General features: G+C 71.7%; 20 protein-coding genes. 10 read left to right on the top strand and 10 right to left on the bottom strand.

What is annotated here, in order from left to right; translation table 11 throughout:
• Nucleotides 1–6: 6 nt before the first annotated feature.
• Nucleotides 7–330: a hypothetical protein gene (locus CFI00_RS15385; protein ID WP_207081960.1), complete on the bottom strand. Its 324-nt coding sequence runs from the start codon at nucleotides 328–330 to the stop codon at nucleotides 7–9.
• A 60-nt stretch (nucleotides 331–390) separates the two neighbouring features.
• Nucleotides 391–1,362 carry a hypothetical protein gene (locus CFI00_RS15380; RefSeq protein WP_207081959.1) on the bottom strand — a complete coding sequence of 324 codons (972 nt, stop codon included), beginning with the start codon at nucleotides 1,360–1,362 and terminating at the stop codon, nucleotides 391–393.
• 128 nt (nucleotides 1,363–1,490) lie between these two features.
• On the opposite strand from CFI00_RS15380, the gene CFI00_RS15375 reads away from it, so the two are divergent.
• Nucleotides 1,491–3,269, top strand: a complete 1,779-nt coding sequence (locus CFI00_RS15375) for a proline--tRNA ligase (RefSeq protein WP_242532426.1) — start codon at nucleotides 1,491–1,493, stop codon at nucleotides 3,267–3,269.
• A 2-nt stretch (nucleotides 3,270–3,271) separates the two neighbouring features.
• Here CFI00_RS15375 and CFI00_RS15370 read toward each other — a convergent pair whose 3' ends face one another.
• The gene (locus CFI00_RS15370) at nucleotides 3,272–4,207 is read right to left on the bottom strand and encodes a hypothetical protein (protein WP_207081958.1); all 936 of its coding nucleotides are present in this window, start codon (nucleotides 4,205–4,207) and stop codon (nucleotides 3,272–3,274) included.
• Complete coding sequence (locus CFI00_RS15365; protein ID WP_242532425.1) at nucleotides 4,204–4,716, bottom strand: SigE family RNA polymerase sigma factor; 513 nt, start codon at nucleotides 4,714–4,716, stop codon at nucleotides 4,204–4,206. The genes CFI00_RS15370 and CFI00_RS15365 overlap by 4 nt, the downstream gene beginning before the upstream one ends.
• A gap of 76 nt (nucleotides 4,717–4,792) precedes the next feature.
• Between CFI00_RS15365 and CFI00_RS15360 the strand changes: the two genes are divergently transcribed.
• Nucleotides 4,793–5,509: an HAD family hydrolase gene (locus CFI00_RS15360; RefSeq protein WP_207081956.1), complete on the top strand. Its 717-nt coding sequence runs from the start codon at nucleotides 4,793–4,795 to the stop codon at nucleotides 5,507–5,509.
• A 250-nt stretch (nucleotides 5,510–5,759) separates the two neighbouring features.
• Here the strand turns inward: CFI00_RS15360 and CFI00_RS15355 are convergent, their stop codons facing one another.
• Both CFI00_RS15355 and CFI00_RS15350 read right to left on the bottom strand, forming a co-directional pair.
• Nucleotides 5,760–6,188 (bottom strand): DUF4439 domain-containing protein, encoded by a 429-nt coding sequence (locus CFI00_RS15355; RefSeq protein ID WP_207081955.1) that lies wholly within the window; start codon nucleotides 6,186–6,188, stop codon nucleotides 5,760–5,762.
• Nucleotides 6,185–6,679 carry a hypothetical protein gene (locus tag CFI00_RS15350; RefSeq protein WP_207081954.1) on the bottom strand — a complete coding sequence of 165 codons (495 nt, stop codon included), beginning with the start codon at nucleotides 6,677–6,679 and terminating at the stop codon, nucleotides 6,185–6,187. Before CFI00_RS15350 ends, CFI00_RS15355 begins: the two co-directional genes overlap by 4 nt.
• 115 nt (nucleotides 6,680–6,794) lie before the next feature.
• On the opposite strand from CFI00_RS15350, the gene rimP reads away from it, so the two are divergent.
• From rimP to CFI00_RS15310, 8 genes are all read left to right on the top strand, one after another.
• Nucleotides 6,795–7,283, top strand: a complete 489-nt coding sequence (gene rimP, locus CFI00_RS15345; protein ID WP_207081953.1) for a ribosome maturation factor RimP — start codon at nucleotides 6,795–6,797, stop codon at nucleotides 7,281–7,283.
• Nucleotides 7,283–8,272, top strand: a complete 990-nt coding sequence (nusA, locus tag CFI00_RS15340) for a transcription termination factor NusA (RefSeq protein ID WP_207081952.1) — start codon at nucleotides 7,283–7,285, stop codon at nucleotides 8,270–8,272. The genes rimP and nusA overlap by 1 nt, the downstream gene beginning before the upstream one ends.
• Before the next feature lie 46 nt (nucleotides 8,273–8,318).
• Nucleotides 8,319–8,663 (top strand): YlxR family protein, encoded by a 345-nt coding sequence (locus CFI00_RS15335; RefSeq protein ID WP_347401873.1) that lies wholly within the window; start codon nucleotides 8,319–8,321, stop codon nucleotides 8,661–8,663.
• Between the two features lie 97 nt (nucleotides 8,664–8,760).
• Complete coding sequence (infB, locus tag CFI00_RS15330) at nucleotides 8,761–11,556, top strand: translation initiation factor IF-2 (RefSeq protein ID WP_207081951.1); 2,796 nt, start codon at nucleotides 8,761–8,763, stop codon at nucleotides 11,554–11,556.
• A 135-nt stretch (nucleotides 11,557–11,691) separates the two neighbouring features.
• Nucleotides 11,692–12,171 carry a 30S ribosome-binding factor RbfA gene (rbfA, locus tag CFI00_RS15325; RefSeq protein ID WP_207081950.1) on the top strand — a complete coding sequence of 160 codons (480 nt, stop codon included), beginning with the start codon at nucleotides 11,692–11,694 and terminating at the stop codon, nucleotides 12,169–12,171.
• Entirely contained in the window at nucleotides 12,171–13,046 is an 876-nt protein-coding gene (truB, locus tag CFI00_RS15320; RefSeq protein WP_207081949.1) for a tRNA pseudouridine(55) synthase TruB, read from the top strand. The genes rbfA and truB overlap by 1 nt, the downstream gene beginning before the upstream one ends.
• 47 nt (nucleotides 13,047–13,093) lie before the next feature.
• The gene (locus tag CFI00_RS15315) at nucleotides 13,094–14,032 is read left to right on the top strand and encodes a bifunctional riboflavin kinase/FAD synthetase (RefSeq protein WP_207081948.1); all 939 of its coding nucleotides are present in this window, start codon (nucleotides 13,094–13,096) and stop codon (nucleotides 14,030–14,032) included.
• Nucleotides 14,025–14,987 (top strand): hypothetical protein, encoded by a 963-nt coding sequence (locus tag CFI00_RS15310; RefSeq protein WP_207081947.1) that lies wholly within the window; start codon nucleotides 14,025–14,027, stop codon nucleotides 14,985–14,987. The genes CFI00_RS15315 and CFI00_RS15310 overlap by 8 nt, the downstream gene beginning before the upstream one ends.
• An 87-nt stretch (nucleotides 14,988–15,074) precedes the next feature.
• On the opposite strand, the gene CFI00_RS15305 is transcribed toward CFI00_RS15310, so the two are convergent.
• The 4 genes from CFI00_RS15305 to CFI00_RS15290 are packed head-to-tail and all read right to left on the bottom strand — an operon-like array spanning nucleotide 15,075 to nucleotide 19,219.
• Entirely contained in the window at nucleotides 15,075–15,317 is a 243-nt protein-coding gene (locus CFI00_RS15305; protein ID WP_129425779.1) for an HPr family phosphocarrier protein, read from the bottom strand.
• Nucleotides 15,318–15,354: 37 nt separating this feature from the next.
• Nucleotides 15,355–17,505 carry a fructose-specific PTS transporter subunit EIIC gene (locus tag CFI00_RS15300; protein ID WP_207081946.1) on the bottom strand — a complete coding sequence of 717 codons (2,151 nt, stop codon included), beginning with the start codon at nucleotides 17,503–17,505 and terminating at the stop codon, nucleotides 15,355–15,357.
• Nucleotides 17,502–18,455 carry a 1-phosphofructokinase family hexose kinase gene (locus CFI00_RS15295; RefSeq protein ID WP_207081945.1) on the bottom strand — a complete coding sequence of 318 codons (954 nt, stop codon included), beginning with the start codon at nucleotides 18,453–18,455 and terminating at the stop codon, nucleotides 17,502–17,504. Before CFI00_RS15295 ends, CFI00_RS15300 begins: the two co-directional genes overlap by 4 nt.
• Nucleotides 18,452–19,219, bottom strand: a complete 768-nt coding sequence (locus CFI00_RS15290) for a DeoR/GlpR family DNA-binding transcription regulator (protein WP_207081944.1) — start codon at nucleotides 19,217–19,219, stop codon at nucleotides 18,452–18,454. Before CFI00_RS15290 ends, CFI00_RS15295 begins: the two co-directional genes overlap by 4 nt.
• Nucleotides 19,220–19,300 lie beyond the last annotated feature (81 nt).

The raw sequence follows: 19,300 nt of genomic DNA, 5'->3' as shown, positions 1-19,300 counted from the left end.
GAGCGCTCAGTCGGGATGGGTGAACGAGACCGGCTTGCCGGTGGCGCGGGCGTAGGCGATCTCCCGGCTCGTCGACTCACCGACGTAGCCGCCCGGGTTCACCACCAGGACCCGGTCGGCCAGGTCGATCTTGCGCAGGTGGAGCTCGTCCAGCGCCGCCTTCTGCTCCGGGGTGACCGAGGCGTCCGCGCCGCGGTCCTCCACGCGCAGGAAGACGCCCGGCGCGAGGACGATCGCGCCGGCGAAGGTGAGGTCCCGGTTGGCCGTGGTCATCTCGTCGACGAAGCGGGTGGAGCCGCAGATGCAGACGATCTCGGGGCGTTCGGGCACGGCTCGGTCCTTGGGGTTCGCACGGTGGAGGAGCCGGCAGTCTAGGCACCGGTCCGCGGGCTAGGGGGCAGTGGCGTCCACCGGGTCGGTGGCGTTCTCGCAGCGTGCCGTCGTGCAGCGTACGACCGCCGCCTTGCGCCTGCCGTTGGTCTCGAGCAGCACCGTGCCGGGTGACTCCCATGACCAGGCGCTGAACCAGCCCGTGGTCCAGGTGGCCAGGAGCGTGCCGTCGATCTCGCGCAGCCGGATCGCACCGGGGCCGAGGCCGTCGGTGAGGATGTCGTAGGTCAGCATCTGGGCGCCGTCGGGGGAGAAGGCGGCGACCCGGTCGGCGCACGAGCTCCAGCGCTTCACCTTCGGTCGACTCAGCCGGACCACCCGCGTGCAGCCGCCGAGGTAGGGGTCCCTGGTGAAGGTGGTGAGCAGGTCGTGCGTGCTGCTGGCCGGTCCGGTGAGCCTGGTAGTCAGTGGGCGGCGCACCTCGTTCCGCGCGAAGTTCCACCAGAAGGTACGGGTGGTGGTGCGCACCAGTGCCTTCGCTCCGTCCGCCGTGACGACCTCCGGGTGTCCTCGGAAGGTCCGCGTCGCGACCACCGAGCCGTCGATCGGTGCCCACACCTTCACCTTCGCCCGTGAGCGACCGGTGTCGGGGACCCCGAGCAGCGAGCTGCCGTCCTCCGAGACCGAGATGTCGGCGGGGTCCACGTCGCGCAGCACCGTGCGCACCTCGTCGCCGGGAAGCACGTGCACGACCCGCCCGCCGCGCCTCTCGCCGACGGCGTTGGTGCGGTGGGTGCCGACCATCCACCCGCCCATCGACGGTCCGATCACGCGGGCGACGGTGCCGGGCAGCTCGATGCGCCGCTCCCCGTCGACGAAGTAGCCGTCCTCGATGTGGGGCACGGCGATGTCGGGTCCGCGGGTGAGTGTCTGGGGCTGGAGGTCGCTGCTCGGAGCGCCGGCTGCTGCCGGGGAGGCCAGGGCGGCACCCGCGACGACGGCGATGACGAGTGCGGTGGTGGTGCGTCGCATGACGGGCTCCCCGAGGTGGTCTGGCGCGGTCTCACTGGGGGAGACGTCGACGGTGCCCGCGGGGTTGCGCCCGGGCACGGACGAATCTGGTGTGCGGTGCCGCGCGGCGCGCACCTATCCTTGCGCCCATGACTGGCCGCCTCCTCCGCATGTCGACCCTGTTCGTGCGCACCCTGCGCGACGACCCCAACGACGCCGAGGTCCCGAGCCACCGCTTGCTGGTCCGCGCCGGCTACATCCGCCGCGTCGCGCCGGGCATGTACACCTGGCTGCCCCTGGGCCTGCGCGTGCTGCGCCGCATCGAGGCCATCATCCGCGACGAGATGGACGACATGGGCGCCCAGGAGCTGTCGTTCCCCGCGCTGCTGCCCAAGGAGCCCTACGAGGCGACCGGCCGCTGGACCGACTACGGCCCCAACATCTTCCGCCTCCAGGACCGCAAGGGCGCCGACTACCTCCTCGGCCCCACGCACGAGGAGATGTTCACCCTCGTGGTGAAGGACCTCTACTCCTCCTACAAGGACCTGCCCCTCTCGATCTACCAGATCCAGACCAAGTACCGCGACGAAGCGCGGCCGCGCGCCGGGCTCCTGCGCGGGCGCGAGTTCGTGATGAAGGACTCCTACTCCTTCGACATCGACGACGCCGGGCTCGAGAAGTCCTACCAGCAGCACCGTGACGCCTACATCCGGATCTTCGACCGGCTCGGCTTCGACTACGTGATCGTCAAGGCGACGTCGGGTGCGATGGGCGGGTCGGCGAGCGAGGAGTTCCTCGCCAAGGCCGAGGTCGGCGAGGACACCTACGTCCGTTGCACCGCGTGCGACTACGCCGCCAACGTCGAGGCGGTCCGGGTGCGCGCGCCCGAGGCCATCTCGTACGCCGACGCGCCCGCCGCGCACGCGGAGGACACCCCCGACACCCCCACCATCGACACGCTGGTCGACCACCTCAACGCCACGTTCCCCCGCGACGACCGGCCCTGGGTCGCCGGCGACACCCTGAAGAACGTGCTCGTCGTGCTCAAGCACCCCGACGGCACCCGCGAGCCCCTCGCCATCGGCGTGCCCGGGGACCGCGAGGTCGACCAGAAGCGCCTCGAGGGCCAGCTCGAGCCCATCGAGGTCGAGCCGATGGACGAGGGCGAGCTGGCCAAGCACCCCGCGCTGGTCAAGGGCTACATCGGCCCCGAGGCTCTTGGCGAGGAGTCGAAGTCCGGTATCCGCTACGTCGTCGACCCGCGCGTCGTCGAGGGCACCCGCTGGGTGACCGGCGCCAACGTCTCTGGCTCCCACGTCGTCGACCTGGTCGTCGGTCGTGACTTCACGCCTGACGGCACCATCGAGGCCGCGGACGTGCGCGACGGTGACGAGTGCCCCAACTGCACCGAGGGCACGCTCGAGTCGGCGCGCGGCGTGGAGATGGGCCACATCTTCCAGCTCGGTCGCAAGTACGCCGAGGCGCTCGGGCTCAAGGTGCTCGACGAGAACGGCAAGCTCGTCACCGTCACGATGGGCTCCTACGGCATCGGTCCCTCGCGCGCCGTGGCCGCCATCGCCGAGGGCACCCTCGACGACATCGGCCTGTGCTGGCCGCGCAACGTCGCGCCGGCCGACGTCCACGTCGTGGCCGCCGGAAAGGACGACGCGATCTTCGAGGCGGCCGAGAAGCTCGCCGCGGATCTCACCGCACAGGGCGTCGAGGTGCTCCTCGACGACCGTCGCGGCAAGGTCAGCCCGGGCGTGAAGTTCAAGGACGCCGAGCTCATCGGCGTGCCCACGATCGTCACCGTCGGCCGCGGCCTGGCCGACGGCACCGTCGAGGTGCGCGACCGCCGGACCGGCGAGCGCGAGGAGGTCGCGGTCGACGCTGCCGCCGCGCGCGTGGTCGAGGCCGTCAGGTCCTGACGTCAGCCGGCAGGCGTGAGTGACACCGCGATCCGGAAGTTCTCGAGGTGCAGGTACGTCCGCGGACCGGACTGCGTGACGTGCCGGACGTTCTCGAGGATCGCGGTGAGGGGCGCCGAGCGCTCGCACCCCGGCTCGCTCCTGTACTCGATCTCGAAGGGTGTGGTCAGGGCGAAGGCGCCGTCCTCGAGGCTGTATCCGGCACCCAGGTCGCGGCATCCGTCGTGGACCTGCACGGAGCTTCGGTAGAACGTGACGTGCAGGTCCACGTCGCGGAAGGTGTCGTACTGCTCCTTGCCCCCGCTGCTGATTCCCGCGATGAGCGCTGTCCAGTCACCCTCCACGTCGGTCGCGTCCGCGCCGCCCGCGGGTGGAGGTGGATCCGTCACTCCGTCGGCGACCGTGGTGCCGGGTGACTGCGTGAAGGTGTCGATGCGGGTGACCCCGTCGGACTCGTAGACCGGCGTGGAGCGCGGCGCGACACCGCCCGCGCCCGGCTCCCACGGAGGCGGCTCGCCGAAGGCGTCCCGCTCGATGTAGCCGGTGCGTCCGCAGTCGCCGATGGCTGCGATCAGATCGGGCTGCCGCGCGTTGTCGCGCGCGCTGCCGTAGGTCTGGCCCGAGGCGTTCGTCGGATAGTCGGGACCGCTCGGCACCGGCTCGGAGCGCGGCTGCGGGTCCTGCTTGTCGCAGGGAGCATCCGGAGCGGTGTCGGCGATCCGGTCCGGCGAGCGCTCGGCTCCACCGGGCGCGAACTGCTGCGCGGCGACGCCCGCTGTGCCGGCAAGGACCAGGGCGCCGGCCGCCAGCGCGACGTTGCGGCGCGTACGCCTCCGGCGACCCTCGTGCGCCGCCCGCACGAGCTCGGGGAGCGGCGCCGGCCGGTCGGGGAACGTCTCGGCCAGCCTTTCGAGGAGCCGGGTGGTGTCGTCGGTCATCGCGTCGTCCCGTCGCGGAGGGTGGTGAGGTGCTCGTCGTGGGCGAGCCGGTGGTGGGCGCGGGACAGGCGGCTCTTGACCGTGCCGACCGCGATCCCCAGTGCGTCGGCGATCTCCCGGTCGCTGAGGTGGGCGTAGTAGCGCAGCACCACGACCTCGCGCTGGCCGGCCCCGAGGCCGTCGAGGGCGCGGGCCACTGCGTCGGCCCCGTCGACACGGACTGAAGCATCCTGGTCGCCGTGCTCGGGCAGCTCGGCGGTGGGGCGCTCCTGCCACCACCGGCGTCGCCGCGAGCTGCGGAACTCGTTGAGCAGGATCTTCATGACGTACGCGTCCGGGTGGGTCGCGCCGCTGACCTTCGCCCACGAGACGTAGCACCGCATGAGCGCGGTCTGCGCCAGGTCCTCCGCCTCGTGGTGGCCGGCACCGAGGAGCACGGCGGAGCGTGCGAGCACCAGCCAGCGCGCGCTGGCGAACTCGGCGAACTCGTCGTCGCGGTCCTGTCCCACCGTTCCCCCCTTCCTGCCCCTGAGATGACGCCGGACCCCCGAAAGGTTCCCGTCCGGCTCCGATAGGTTCGCGCACATGGCGATCCGGGCAGTGATCTTCGACTGGGGCGGCACGCTCACGCGCTGGCACGACATCGACTTCCACGCCGAGTCGCTCGCGCTCGCCCAGGCCGTACGACGGACGCCGAGCACTGACGACGACCACCACGCCCACGCCGCGCGGCTGCACAGCGCGGGCGACGTGGTCTGGGGGCGCAGCCGTGACCACCAGCAGAGCGCGACGATCGCGGACCTCTTCGCCGAGGCCGGTCTCGACCACGACCCCGACCTGCTGCCGGCCTACTACGAGTTCTGGGAGTTGCACACCCAGACCGACCCCGAGGTGGGGCCGATGTGGGAGGAGCTGCGGGGGATGGGTGTGAGGGTCGGCGTGCTGTCCAACACCCTGTGGCCGCGTGAGTGGCACCGCGGCTTCTTCGAGCGCGACGGCGTGCTGCACCTCCTCGACGGCGACGTCTACTCCAGCGAGATCCCGTGGACCAAGCCGTCGCCGCACGCGTTCGCCGCGGCGATGGAAGCCGTGGGGGTCACCGATCCCGCTGCGTGCGTCTACGTCGGCGACCGGCTCTTCGACGACGTCTGGGGCGCCCACAACGCCGGGCTGCGCGCGATACACGTGCCGCACAGCACCATCCCGCCCGGCCAGGTGGGGCACACCGAGGGCGAGCCCGACGCGAGCGTCGACTCGCTCGCCGAGATCCCTGCCGTCGTGCGCGCCTGGGGTGACGCCTGAGCCGGAGCGTCCGGAGGGGTGGTCCTGCAAGTTTGTGCGTTGCAGGAACATGCAAGTCGGATGTGCTTTCCCAACCCGCCAATCGAATGCATGATTGTGCATGTGGCCACCACTACCCCACAAGTGGGCCACAACGGGTGATGCTGACCAACCCCATGTAGCGGTCCGCGTCCTCGGCCTTTGGGAGAGATCTCGGGACTTTCCCAAAGGCTGAGGCCGCGGGCCGTTTCCCTTTCCACGGCATCAGCGCTCAGCCGAGCTCGGGGGCTCCGGGCCAGGCCCGGGGTTCGCCGCCCAGCTCCAGCTGCCACGCGGCCGACCACGTCGACTCGGTGAGTGCCCACTCCCGGACCGTCCCGGTCGACCGGGCCACCAGGGCCAGCATCGTGGCCACGCCGGTCACCTCGAGCTCCAGCGCCGCGGCCTGCACCTGCGCGGGACGCACCGGTCGACCGTCCAGGTCGTACGCCGCTGCTGCCGCCACGGGCTCGCCCCCGGCCTCCGCGACCAGGAGCCGCAGCCGGTCCCGACGAGCGCGGTGCCGGCGGTAGCCCGCGGTGAGGACGTCGTAGAGCTCGGGCGTCGCGGCCTGCGAGGTGCGCGCGCCCAGCACGCCGTAGGTGTAGAGGGCAGCGTGCTCGGTCGCGAGGGTCTCCTGGAGGGCGTCGAGGACGGTCATGCTGCCGTCCCGGAGCCCAGGGCGGCGGAGTGCTGGGCGGTCGACGCGGCCACGCTGGCCAGCACGCGCGCGAGGTCGCCGCTGGCCGCACCCACGCAGGCCCCGCGCAGCTCCCGCAGCAGGCGCTGCTCGGAGCGACGTACGGCCGCCAGTGCCCGGTCCGGCGCGTCCGGGACGCGGACGGACGAGGCGCCGGGCAGCTCGGCGTCGGCGACCGCGCCCGCGAGCAGCTCGCGGTGGGCGGCGTGCGCGGCGACCAAGGGCTCGAGCCGGGCCACGAGTCCCGGCGCTGCGGCAGCTGCCAGCACGCCCTCGGCGCGCACCAGCTCGGCGACGACGGAGGCCACCAGCTCGGCGTCCTCCGGGGGCGGCGGCGACGCGGGCGACGCGTCGTCCCGGGTCGGCGGGTCGATGTCGCACGCCGCCAGGACCAGGGGCGCTGCGAGCGCCGAGCCCACTGCCGTACGGCGGGAGAGCGGGCGTCCGGGCACCCCCGAACCCTACCCACCACCCGCCGCGGTCCGGACCGGTCGGCGGTGGATGAGCCGGCTCCGGCACCGGCCGCTAGGGTGATCCTTCGACAACAGCACAAGGAGGTCGCACCCGATGAGCACACCCCGTCAGGACGCCACCCGGGACCGCATCGAGGCGGAGCTGGTCGACCCCCTGAGCGTGATGGGCCTCGACGTCGAGGCCGTCGAGGTCACCCCCGCCGGCAAGCGTCGCGTGCTGCGCGTCGCGGTCGACAAGGACGGTGGCGTGACGCTCGACGACGTCGCCGACGCCACCCGCGAGGTCTCGCGGGTGCTCGACGAGTCCGACGTCATGGGCGAGATGCCCTACACGCTCGAGGTCACCTCCCGAGGCGTCGACCGCCCCCTGACCCTGCCGCGCCACTGGCGCCGCAACTCCGACCGGCTCGTAAAGGCCACGCTGGCCGACGGCACGACCGTGACCGGCCGCATCACCGACTCCTCGCAAGCGTCGGTCACCCTCGACGTGTCGGGGGAGATGCACGAGGTCGCCTACGCCGACGTCGCGAAGGCCTTCGTGCAGGTCGAGTTCAACCGCAAGAGCGAGAAGAAGGACGACTGATGGACATCGATCTGAGCATCCTGAGGATGCTGGAGCGCGAGAAGGAGATCTCCTTCGAGGTGCTGGCCGAGGCCATCGAGCAGGCCCTGCTGACCGCCTACCAGCGTGCCACGGAGTCGCAGCACCCCGCGCGCGTCGAGCTGGACCGCAAGACCGGCCACGTGACCGTGTGGGCTCGCGAGGTCGATGAGGACGGCGTCGCCGGACCCGAGTACGACGACACTCCCGCCGGTTTCGGCCGGATCGCGGCCACCACCGCCAAGCAGGTCATGCTCCAGCGGCTGCGCGACGCGGAGGACGAGAAGACCTTCGGCGAGTTCTCCGGCAAGGAGGGCGACATCATCTCGGGCATCATCCAGCAGGGCCGCAACCCCGACGACGTGATGGTCGACCTCGGCAAGCTCGAGGCGATCCTGCCGATCAGCGAGCGGGTGCCGGGGGAGAGCTACGTCCACGGAGAGCGCATCAAGTGCCTGGTCATCTCGGTGCGCAAGGGCATGCGTGGACCGCAGGTCACCCTGTCCCGCTCGCACCCCACGTTGGTCAAGAAGCTCTTCGCGCTCGAGGTGCCCGAGATCGCCGACGGCACGGTCGAGATCGCCGGCATCGCCCGCGAGGCCGGTCACCGCACCAAGATCGCGGTCCACTCCACCATCCCGGGGGTCAACGCCAAGGGCGCCTGCATCGGTCCGATGGGTCAGCGGGTGCGCAACGTGATGAGCGAGCTGCACGGCGAGAAGATCGACATCGTCGACTGGGCCGAGGACCCGGCCGAGCTGGTCGCCCACGCCCTGTCGCCGGCCCGGGTCAACTCCGTGGAGATCGTCGACCTGGCCGCCCGGTCCGCGCGGGTGGTCGTCCCGGACTTCCAGCTGTCGCTGGCGATCGGCAAGGAGGGGCAGAACGCCCGCCTCGCCGCCCGCCTCACCGGATGGCGCATCGACATCCGCTCGGACGAGGCTCCCGATCCGGAGTCGGCCGCCGAGTGAGCCTCAGTTCGTAAACCACTGGCCCCACGCAGTAGAGTGACCCGTAGTGGCCATCACGTCTGACACCCCTGCGCCCGGACCCGTCCGGACCTGCGTGGGTTGCCGGGCCAGGGCCGCTGCGAGCGAGCTGCTGCGAGTGGTCGCAGGCTCGGACGCCGGGGGCACGCCCGCCCTGGTGCCCGATCCGGACCGCCGAGCACCCGGTCGTGGGGCGCACCTGCACCCCACGCTCGAGTGTTGGGAGCTCGCGGCGCGACGCCGAGCATTCCCCCGGGCCCTGCGCTCGGGAGTCCCGCTCGCCGGAGCGCCGGTGGAGGACTACCTCGCCTCGCTGCACCACCAATCCGATCCACAGCACGACCGACCAGAAACTGGAGCACGCAGCTCATGAGCACTCGATGAGTAACTCGTAATGAGTGTGCACACCCACTAGCTGTTCCGTTTCCCCTCCTTCTGGGGTCACGGACCAGAAGGAGTAGTTACCAACCGTGGCAAAGACCCGAGTCCACGAACTCGCCAAGGAGTTCGGAGTCGAGAGCAAGTTCGTTCTCGAGAAGCTCAAGGAGATGGGTGAGTTCGTCAAGTCGGCATCGTCGACCGTCGAGCCTCCCGTCGAGATGCGCTTCAAGAAGCAGTACGGCGATGAGCTGAAGGCCGCTGCGGCCTCCGCTCCCGCCGCCGACACCGCGACCGAGGCGCCGGCCAAGAAGGCCGCACCCAAGCCCGGTCCCAAGCCCCCGGCTGCGCCTGCCGCGACCGAGGCCCCCGCCGAGACGCCTGCCGAGGCTCCTGCCCCGGCACCCGTCGAGGAGGCAGCCCCGGCTGCCAGGCCCGGCCCCAAGCCCGGTCCCAAGGCGCCTGCCGCCGAGCCGAAGGCCCCGGCCGCAGAGCCCGAGCCGCCCGCGGCGCCGGCTGCTCCGGCTGCTCCGGCTGCCAAGGCCCCGTCACCGGCACCGCGCCCGGTGGGTCGCCCCGGCGCCCCGCGCCCGGGCAACAACCCGTTCGCCCCGAGCCAGGGCATGGGCTCGCGCCCGGCGCCGCGCACGCCCGGTGGCGACGACAACCGTCCGCCGCGTCCGCCGGCCGGTGGTGGCGACGCACGCCCCGGCATGCCGCGCCCCAACCCGGCGATGATGCCGAAGTCGCCCGCTGCCTTCGGCAACGGTCCCGGCGCCCGTCCGGCCCGCGGTGGCCCCGGTGGCGGCCCCGGTCGTCCGGGTGCTCCCGGTCGCGGTGGCGCTCCGGGTCGTCCCGGTGCCGGTGGCGGTGCTCCCGGCGGCGCTCCCGGTCGTCCCGGTGGCTTCGGCCCGTCCGGTGGCGGTCGCCCCGGTGGCGGTCGTCCCGGTCAGCGTGGCCAGACCCAGGGTGCCTTCGGGCGCGCTGGTGGCCCGTCGCGTCGAGGACGGAAGTCCAAGCGTGCGCGTCGCATGGAGTTCGAGGCCATGGAGGCCCCGACGATCGGTGGCGTGCGCGTCCGCAAGGGCAACGGCGAGACCGTCCGTCTGCCGCGTGGTGCCTCGCTGACCGACTTCGCCGAGAAGATCAACGTCGACGCCGCTGCGCTGGTGCAGATGCTGTTCTCGCTCGGCGAGATGGTGACCTCCACGCAGTCCGTGGGTGACGAGACGTTCGAGCTGCTCGCCGACGAGCTCAACTACGTCGTGGTCATCGTGTCCCCCGAGGACGAGGACCGTGAGCTGCTCGAGACGTTCGACCTCGAGTTCGGTGCCGACGAGGGTGACGAGTCCGACCTGGTCATCCGCCCGCCGGTGGTGACCGTCATGGGTCACGTCGACCACGGAAAGACCAAGCTCCTCGACGCGCTGCGCAACGCCAACGTCGTCGACAAGGAGGCCGGTGGCATCACCCAGCACATCGGTGCCTACCAGGTCCACACCGAGGTCGACGGCGACGACCGTCGCATCACCCTCATCGACACCCCCGGTCACGAGGCGTTCACCGCCATGCGTGCCCGTGGTGCCCAGGCCACCGACATCGCGATCCTGGTCGTCGCGGCCGACGACGGCGTCATGCCGCAGACGGTCGAGGCGCTCAACCACGCCAAGGCGGCAGGCGTGCCGATCGTGGTGGCGGTCAACAAGATCGACAAGCCGGAGGCCGACTCGACGAAGGTCCGCGGCCAGCTCACCGAGTACGGCCTGATCCCCGAGGAGTACGGCGGCGACGCGATGTTCGTCGACGTCTCGGCCAAGGCGGGGCTCAACCTCGACAAGCTGCTCGAGGCCGTGGTCCTGACCGCGGACGCCTCGCTCGACCTGCGGGCCAACCCCACGCAGGACGCCCAGGGCCTCGTGGTCGAGGCGCACCTCGACCGTGGTCGCGGTCCGGTCGCCACGGTCCTCGTCCAGCGCGGAACGCTGCGCGTGGGTGACTCGATCGTCGCCGGTCCTGCCCACGGTCGTGTCCGCGCCATGCTCGACGAGCACGGCAACGAGATCACCGAGGCAGACCCGTCGCGTCCCGCGATGGTGCTGGGCCTGAGCGCCGTCCCCGGTGCGGGCCAGAACTTCATCGTGGTCGAGGACGACCGCATGGCCCGCCAGATCGCCGAGAAGCGAGAGGCGCGCGAGCGTGCGGCCATGCAGGCCAAGCGTCGCGTGCGTCGCAGCCTCGAGGACTTCATGGCCTCCATGGAGAAGGGCGAGAGCCAGGAGCTCAACCTCATCCTCAAGGGCGACGTGTCCGGTTCGGTCGAGGCCCTCGAGGACGCCCTGTCGCAGATCGACGTGGGCGAGGAGGTCTCGCTGCGGGTCATCGACCGCGGTGTCGGTGCGATCACCGAGACCAACGTCGACCTGGCTGCCGCCTCGGACGCCATCATCATCGGCTTCAACGTCCGCCCCCAGGGCAAGGCGAGCCAGATGGCCGACAAGGAAGGTGTCGAGATCCGCTACTACTCGGTCATCTACCAGGCGATCGAGGAGATCGAGGCCGCGCTCAAGGGCATGCTCAAGCCCGTCTACGAGGAGTCGACCCTCGGCCAGGCGGAGATCCGCGAGATCTTCCGTTCGTCCAAGGCCGGCAACATCGCAGGCTGCATGGTCACCTCCGGCCTCATCCGCCGCAACGCCAAGGTGCGCGTGCTGCGTGACGGAGCGGTGGTGGCCGACAACCTCGACCTGTCCTCGCTCCGCCGCGAGAAGGACGACGCCTCCGAGGTCCGCGAGGGCTTCGAGTGCGGTCTGGTGCTCAAGAACTACCAGAACATCCAGATCGGCGACATCGTCGAGTCCTTCGAGATGCGCGAGATCCCGCGCAGCTGATCGTCGAGCGGGCACTTGCTCGCGCTGCACAGAGTCGACCGGGCGGTTCCTCGCGCTACACCGCGAGGAACCGCCCGGTCAGCGCGTGTCAGCGCGAGGAAGTGCCCGGTCACCACTGTTTGAGAGAGTGAGCCCATGAGCAACCCCCGCGTCCGCAAGATCGCCGACCGGATCCAGGTCATCGTCGCCGAGATGCTCGAGCGTCGGATCAAGGACCCGCGCCTCGGTTTCGTCACCGTCACCGACGTCCGCGTCACGGGCGACTCGCAGCAGGCCTCGATCTTCTACACCGTCCTCGGTGCCGAGGAGGAGCGCGCCAGCACCGCCGCCGCTCTCGAGTCGGCCAAGGGCGTCATCCGTTCCGAGGTCGCCAAGCAGCTCGGCATGCGCATCGTGCCGACCCTCACCTTCATCCCCGACGCCCTCCCCGAGAGCGCCCGCGAGCTGGAGGAGGTCCTGGCCCGCGCGAAGCAGCAGGACGAGGAGGTCGCGGCCCGCCGCGTCGAGGCGTACGCCGGCGAGGCCGACCCCTACAAGAAGCCCCGCGTGATCGACGAGGACGACGACCTCGACGACGACGAGGACGACCTCGACGACGAGGACGACCGCGCCTGATGGTCGACCCCGGACTGGTCGTGGTCGACAAGTCCCCGGGCATGACGTCGCACGACGTCGTGGCGCGGGTACGTCGGCTGGCAGGCACCCGCAAGGTGGGGCACGCCGGCACCCTCGACCCGATGGCCACCGGCGTGCTGGTGCTCGGCGTCGACCGCGCCACCCGGCTGCTCGGCCACCTGATGCTGACCGAGAAGTCGTACGACGCCACGGTGCGGCTCGGCTCCTCGACCACGACGGACGACGCGGAGGGCGAGGTCGTCGCGGTGAGTGACATCGGCGCCTCGTGGTTGCAGCCGGGCCTCGTCCAGACCGAGTTCGAGGAGCTCGTGGGCGACATCGAGCAGGTCCCCACTGCCGTCAGCGCGATCAAGGTCGACGGCAAGCGGGCCTACGCCCGCGTACGTGACGGCGAGCAGGTGGAGCTGAAGGCGCGGCCGGTGACGATCCACGCGCTCGAGGTCCACGACCAGCGGGTCGTGGGCGAGTTCCTCGACGTCGACGTCTCGGTTCGGTGCTCCTCGGGCACCTACATCCGCGCGATCGCGCGGGACGTCGGCGCCGCGCTCGGGGTGGGTGGGCACCTGACGGCGCTGCGGCGTACGGCAGTGGGCCCCTTCGGACTCGACGTCGCACGCACCCTCGACGAGCTGTCCGACGACTTCACCGTCGTGCCGATCGCGGTGGCCGCCCGGGCGAGCTTCCCCGCTGTCGACCTCGACGAGGAGCAGGCCGCCGACGTGCGGGTCGGACGTGCCCTGGACCTCACCCTGCCCGCGGACGCACCCCACGCGGTGTTCGCGCCGGACGGACAGTTCCTCGCGCTCTACGAGCAGCGCGGCGAACGAGCCCGCGCCGTGGCCGTCTTCGTCTGAGCGGGGGACCGCCCGGACCGCGCGTCGTGCGCCAGTAGGCTTCCGCCGTGCAGATCTGGCGAGACGTCGACGACGTGCCGGCCGACCTCGGCCGCACGGTGGTCAGCATCGGCAACTTCGACGGCGTGCACCTGGGCCACGCCCACGTGCTCCGCGAGGCCCGTGAGACCGCCGAGCGCCTCGGCGTCGACACGGTGGTGGCGGTCACCTTCGATCCCCACCCGATGGCTGTGCTGCGCCCGGAGCACGCACCGCCGACCTTGACCTCCATCCGCACCCGGGCGCGCCTGCTGGAGCACGCCGGGGTCGACGCGATCCTGGTGGTCGCCTTCGACCGGGAGGTCGCGTGCTGGTCGCCGCAGGACTTCATCGACCGGATCCTGGTCGGCACGCTCCACGCCGCTGCCGTCGTCGTGGGCGCCAACTTCCGCTTCGGCGCCAAGGCCGCGGGAGAGGTCGCGACGCTCGTCGAGGCCGGCGCGACGCGCGGCTTCGAGACGATCGGCGTCACCCTCGACGGGGGTCCGCAGGTGTGGAGCTCGACCTACGTCCGGCAGTGCCTGGCCACCGGCGACGTGGCCGGTGCCTCGGAGGCCCTGGGGCGTCCGTTCACCGTGCGCGGCACCGTGGTCGAGGGCGACAAGCGCGGCCGCGAGCTCGGCTACCCGACCGCCAACGTGCCGGTCCCGCCGGTCGACGCGGCACCGGCCGACGGCGTCTACGCCGGCTGGCTCACGCGGCTCGACACCGGCGAGCGCTACCCGGCGGCGATCTCGGTCGGCACCAACCCCACCTTCGACGGCGAGCGCGAGCGGCGCGTGGAGTCCTACGTGCTCGACCGCGACGACCTCGAGCTCTACGGTGTCGAGGTGGAGGTGGCCTTCGTCGACCGGCTGCGCGGGATGGTGAAGTTCGAGGGCATCGAGGCGCTGGTGGAGACCATGCACGACGACGTACGCCGGGCGCGCGAGGTGCTGCGTGGTTGATCCGCGGCTGGTGGCGACCGACTCGTGGTTCCTCGCCCACGGACTGCCGTACTTCGTGCCGGAGCAGCGTGCCGGCGCCCGGGACGCGCTCCGGCTCGGACGCACCGTGCCTCTTGTCGTGCTGACCGGCTTGGCCGCAGCAGGCGCCGGGGTCGCTCTCGCCATCGTCTCCGGCCAGCTGACCCTCGCCCCGGCGACCGCCGTGACGCTCGGCATGCTCGCGGCCGGCTGGTACGCCCTGACCGCGCTCAACGCCCGCCCGATCCTGCGGTGGGCGCTGCATCGTGCCTTCGGCAGCCTGCGGACCGTGCTGCCGATGATGACGCGCGCCCTTCCGCTCCTCCTGATCTTCGTGACGTTCCTCTTCATCAACGCCGAGGTCTGGCAGGTCTCGTCGCGCCAGGACGGCGCCGCGCTGTGGCTCGTCGCCCTCCTCTTCGGGGTCCTCGCCACCCTGTTCCTGCTGGTGCGCCTGCCCGAGGAGGTCGACCGGACGGACGACCAGGTCGACGACGCGTTGCTGCTCCTCGCGTGCCGAGGCACTCCGCTGGAGGGCGCTGCGCGTGACCTGGTCGAGGACCCTGAGGCCGACCCGGCGGCCTACGCCGAGGTCCACGGCTTCGAGCGCTGGAACCTGGTGCTGGTGCTGCTGGTGATCCAGGCGGTCCAGGTCCTGCTGCTCTCGGCCACGGTCTTCCTGTTCTTCATGCTCTTCGGCTCGATGGTCATGCGTGACGACGTCGTCGAGACCTGGATCGGCGAGCCGACCGCGAACCTCACCATCGAGCTGTTCCAGGTCTCGATCTTCCTGGCAGCGTTCTCGGCGCTCTACCTCACGGTCGCCACCGTCACCGACGAGACCTATCGCGAGCAGTTCTTCGGCACCGTGCTGCACGAGATGGAACGAGCCGTCGGCATCCGTGCCGTGTACCTGGCCCTGCGCGAGCACGGCTGACGCGCGCGGGCGACGTACGAGGTCGACCCCGGCGCAGCTCGGGGTCCCGCTCGTACGCCGCCCACGGCGGTCAGGGGAGGAGGGGCCTCAGGCGTCGAGGTCCTGCTCGACGAGCGCAGCGATCGTGTCGACGGCGGCCTGGTCGTCCCCGGCCACCTCGACGGTGTCGCCGTTGCCGGCTCCCAGGGTCATGATCATCAGCGACGAGCTCGCGTCGACACCGTTGATGGTGACGTCGGAGCCGAGCTCACCGGCCTTCTCGGCGATGATCGCGGCGGGACGGGCGTGGAGGCCGACGGCGGAGCCGACGACGACGGACTTGCTGGGCATGGTTCTCCTAGGTGTCTTGGTCGAGCGGACTGGTGGGTCAGACAGTAGCGACGTCGGCGTCGCTGCTGCCGACGCTCTTCAGGGCGGTGACCAGCCCAGCACCCACGAGGACGCCCGCGGCCAGCGAGATCAGGTAGCCGACGATGTTGGACACCGCGAAGAGCACGAAGATGCCTCCGTGGGGAGCGCGGACGGAGACGTCGAGGGCCATGGACAGCCCGCCCGTGACGGCGCTGCCGGCCATGATCGCCGGGATCACCCGCAGCGGGTCGGCGGCCGCGAAGGGGATCGCGCCCTCCGTGATGAAGGATGCGCCGAGCAGCCAGCCGGCCTTGCCGTTCTCCCGCTCGGCCTGGGTGTAGAGCCCGGGGCGCACCACGGTGGACAGCGCCAGCGCGATGGGCGGCACCATGCCGGCCAGCATCACCGCGGCCATGATCTTCAGCTCGGGGGCGTCCGCGGAGGCGGCTGCAGCGGTGCCGACACCGGCGGCCGCGAAGCTGTAGGCCACCTTGTTGAGGGGGCCACCCATGTCGAAGGCCATCATCAGGCCGAGGATGACGCCGAGCGCCACGGCATTCGAGCCGCTCATGCTGTTGAGGCCGTCGCTGAGCTGGGTCATCAGCCACGCGATCGGCTTGCCGAAGACGAGGACCATCAGGAGGCCGGCGATGATCGAGGTGACCAGCGGGATCACCAGGACGGGCATCAGGCCGCGCGCCCAGGTGGGCACCTTGCGCTGCTGGAGCCAGTGCGCGATCACGCCGGCGAGCACGCCGCCGACGATGGCGCCGAGGAACCCGGTCTGGGCCAGGCCGACCGGGTCGTCGCCGGACGTCTGCACGTTGAAGATGTTGATCGCGAGGCCGCCCATCACGAAGCCGGGCGCGATGCCGGGGCGGTCCGCGATGGCGTAGGCGATGTAGCCGGCCAGGGCGGGCACGAAGAACATGAACGCCGTCTTGCCGATGATGAAGAAGATGGCCCCGATGTAGGCCAGCACCCCTGAGCCGAACAGCGCGTGGTCGAGGCCGAGGGCGTCGACGTCGGGCGGGTCGAGGAGGGTGTTGTCCACGGCGATGTCGCCGTAGGGGCCGACGATCTCGTAGCCGCCGAGCAGGAAGCTGAGCGCGATCAGCAGGCCGCCCGCCGCGACGAAGGGGATCATGTAGGAGACACCGGTCATCAGCACGCGCCGGGTGCGCCCGCCCCAGGTCTCCTGCCCGGTGGCGGCGGAGTCGGCGGTGCCCGCCTCGCCCTCGACCCTCGGGGAGCCCGACGGGTCGGCGGCGTAGCGCAGCGCCTCGGCGATCATCGCGTCGGCATCGTCGATCGGACGCTTGACGCTCGAGCTCACCATCGGCTTGCCAGCGAAGCGGGACCGGTCGCGCACGCCCACGTCGACGGCGAAGATCACGGCGCCGGCAGCAGCGATCGTCGCCGGAGCCAGCGGGGTCGATCCGGCCGAGCCCTGCGTCTCGACGTGGAGCTCGACGCCGGCGCGCTCGGCGGCGGCCTCCAGAGCCTCGGCCGCCATGTAAGTGTGCGCGATCCCCGTCGGGCAGGCGGTGACGGCGACCAGGGAGGGCTTGACGCCCGCAGCATCGGTGGTGGTGGCGACGTCCCCGGCGCTGGGGGTCGACGCGTCGGCCTGGCCCGGCACGGTGGTCTCGCCACCGGTCGGGGTGGCCGCCCCGGACGGTGCACCCGAGGCGGGCGCGGGCCTGGTGGCGGCGGGCTCGCCGAGCTCGTGGGCGATGAGGTCGACGACCTCCTCGTCCGACCCGGCGGCGCGCAGGGCGTCGGTGAAGGCGGGCTTCACCAGCGCGCGGGCCAGCTTGGTGAGGATGGTGAGGTGGTCGGCGTCGCCGCCGGCGGGTGCGGCGATGAGGAAGGCGAGGTCGGCCGGGCCGTCCTTGGCGCCGAAGTCGACCGGCGGCTCGAGGCGGGCGAAGGCGAGGGTCGGGACCTCCACGCCGGTGGTCCGGCAGTGGGGGATCGCGATCGCGCCGGGCAGTCCGGTCGCGGACGTCGCCTCGCGGGCGAAGGCGTCCTCGACGAGCTGGTCGACCGACGTGGCGCGTCCGGCGTCGCCGACCACGGCGGCCAGCGCACGGATCACGTCGTGCTTGTCGGACCCCCAGTCGGCACTCAGCCGGACGAGGTCTGTGGTGATGAGGGCGGTCATGCGGTGCCTCCGAGTGGAGTGACGCCGACGAGCTCGGTGCGTAGCTGCGACGGCTGGGGGATGGTGGTTCCTGGTAGTCCTGCGGCGGCGCTGCCGTAGGCGACGGCCAGTGCCAGGCGCTCCGGGGCGGGCAGGCCCCGGATGTCGCCGAGCAGGTAGCCGAAGAGGCTGGAGTCGCCCGCACCGACGGTGCTCACGACCGTGGTGGGGGGAGGGGTGGCGTGCCACGCGCCCTCGGGGGTCACCAGCACGGCGCCGTTGCCACCGAGGGTGGCGAGCACCGCGCCCACGCCGCGCTCGAGGAGCTGGCGGGCGGCGACGGCGGTCGCGGCCGGGTCCGCCTCGAGCTCGTCGGGGTCGCCGCCGGTGAAGGAGGCCAGCTCCTCGCCGTTGGGTTTCATCAGGTCGGGGGCCGCCTCCGGCAGCGCGTCGACGAGCGCCCGGAGCGGCGCGTCGCTGGTGTCGACGGCGACGTGCCCGCCGACGGCGCGCAGGCGGCGTACGAGGTCGGCGTAGAAGTCGACCGGGGCACCGGCCGGCAGCGAGCCCGCGAGCACGGTCCACGCGGCGTTGCCGGCGCGGGCCAGCACCGCCTCCGCCATCCGCTCGAGGTCGTCGCGCGACACCTCGGCGCCGGGGGAGTTGAGCTTGGTGGTGGTGCCGTCGGGCTCGGTGATGGTGAGGTTGACGCGTACGTCGCCCGCGGGCCGCACCGGGCGGCAGTCGATGCCGGCGCCGAGCAGCTCGAGCACGAAGGCGTCGTCCTTGAGGGCAGGTACGACGGCGATGCTGGGGATGTGGGCGCTGACGGCCGCGCGGGAGATGTTGACCCCCTTGCCCCCCGCCTGGGAGGTCACCGAGAGGACCCGGTGGACCTGGCCGCGGGCCAGCTCGCCGTCGAGGGCGACGGTCCGGTCGAAGCTGGGGTTCGGCGTCAGCGTCAGGATCATGCGACCACTACCTCTAAACCGGTGGATTCCAGCGCGCGGCGGTCCGCGGCCTCGATGTCGCTGTCGGTGACGAGCACGTCCAGGCTGTCGAGCGTGGCGAAGCGCACGGCCGTCTCCACGCCCAGCTTGCTCGAGTCGGCCAGCACGACCGTGCGACGCGCGCACGCGATCATGGCGCGCTTGGTGGCCGCCTCGTCGCTGTCGGGCGTCGTCAGGCCGTGGCCCACGGTGAGGCCGTTGGTGGCGATGAACGCCACGTCCGCGCGCAGGTCGGCGAGGGCGGCGACGGTGCCGGAGCCGACGGCGGCGTGGGTGGTGGGGCGCACCTTGCCGGGCAGCAGGTGCAGCTCGATCTGGGGCAGGCCCGCGAGCCTGGTGGCCACCGGGACCGCGTGCGTGATCACGATCAGGCGGTGGTCGCGCGGCAGCGCGGCGGCGAAGCGGGCGGTGGTGGTGCCGGCGTCGATGACGACGACCGAGTCGGGCGGGGGCAGGAGCGCGACGGCGGCGTTGGCGATGGCTTCCTTGGCCTGGGTGTTGGACTGGTCGCGCTCGACGATGCCGGACTCGATGACCGTGAGGGAGCCCGCGGGGACGGCGCCCCCGTGCACACGACGGACCAGTCCCATCCGGTCGAGGGTGGAGAGGTCGCGACGAACCGTCTCGGTCGTGACCTCGAACTCCTCGGCCAGCTGGACCACCGACAGGCGCCCGCGGCGGCTGATGAGGTGGGCCATCGCCTGCTGGCGTTCCTCGGCGTACATCGGTCCCCTTCCGGCGAATCTGTGTATGTGTTGTTTTAGTCCCGAATGTGTTGCTTGTCAACAACGCGGTGATCTACGGTG

It is taken from the genome of Nocardioides sp. S5 (genome assembly GCF_017310035.1).
In the GTDB taxonomy this organism is placed as follows: domain Bacteria; phylum Actinomycetota; class Actinomycetes; order Propionibacteriales; family Nocardioidaceae; genus Nocardioides.
Note: the sequence above shows the minus strand (reverse complement) of the source record. Positions and strands in the feature narration are given on the sequence as shown.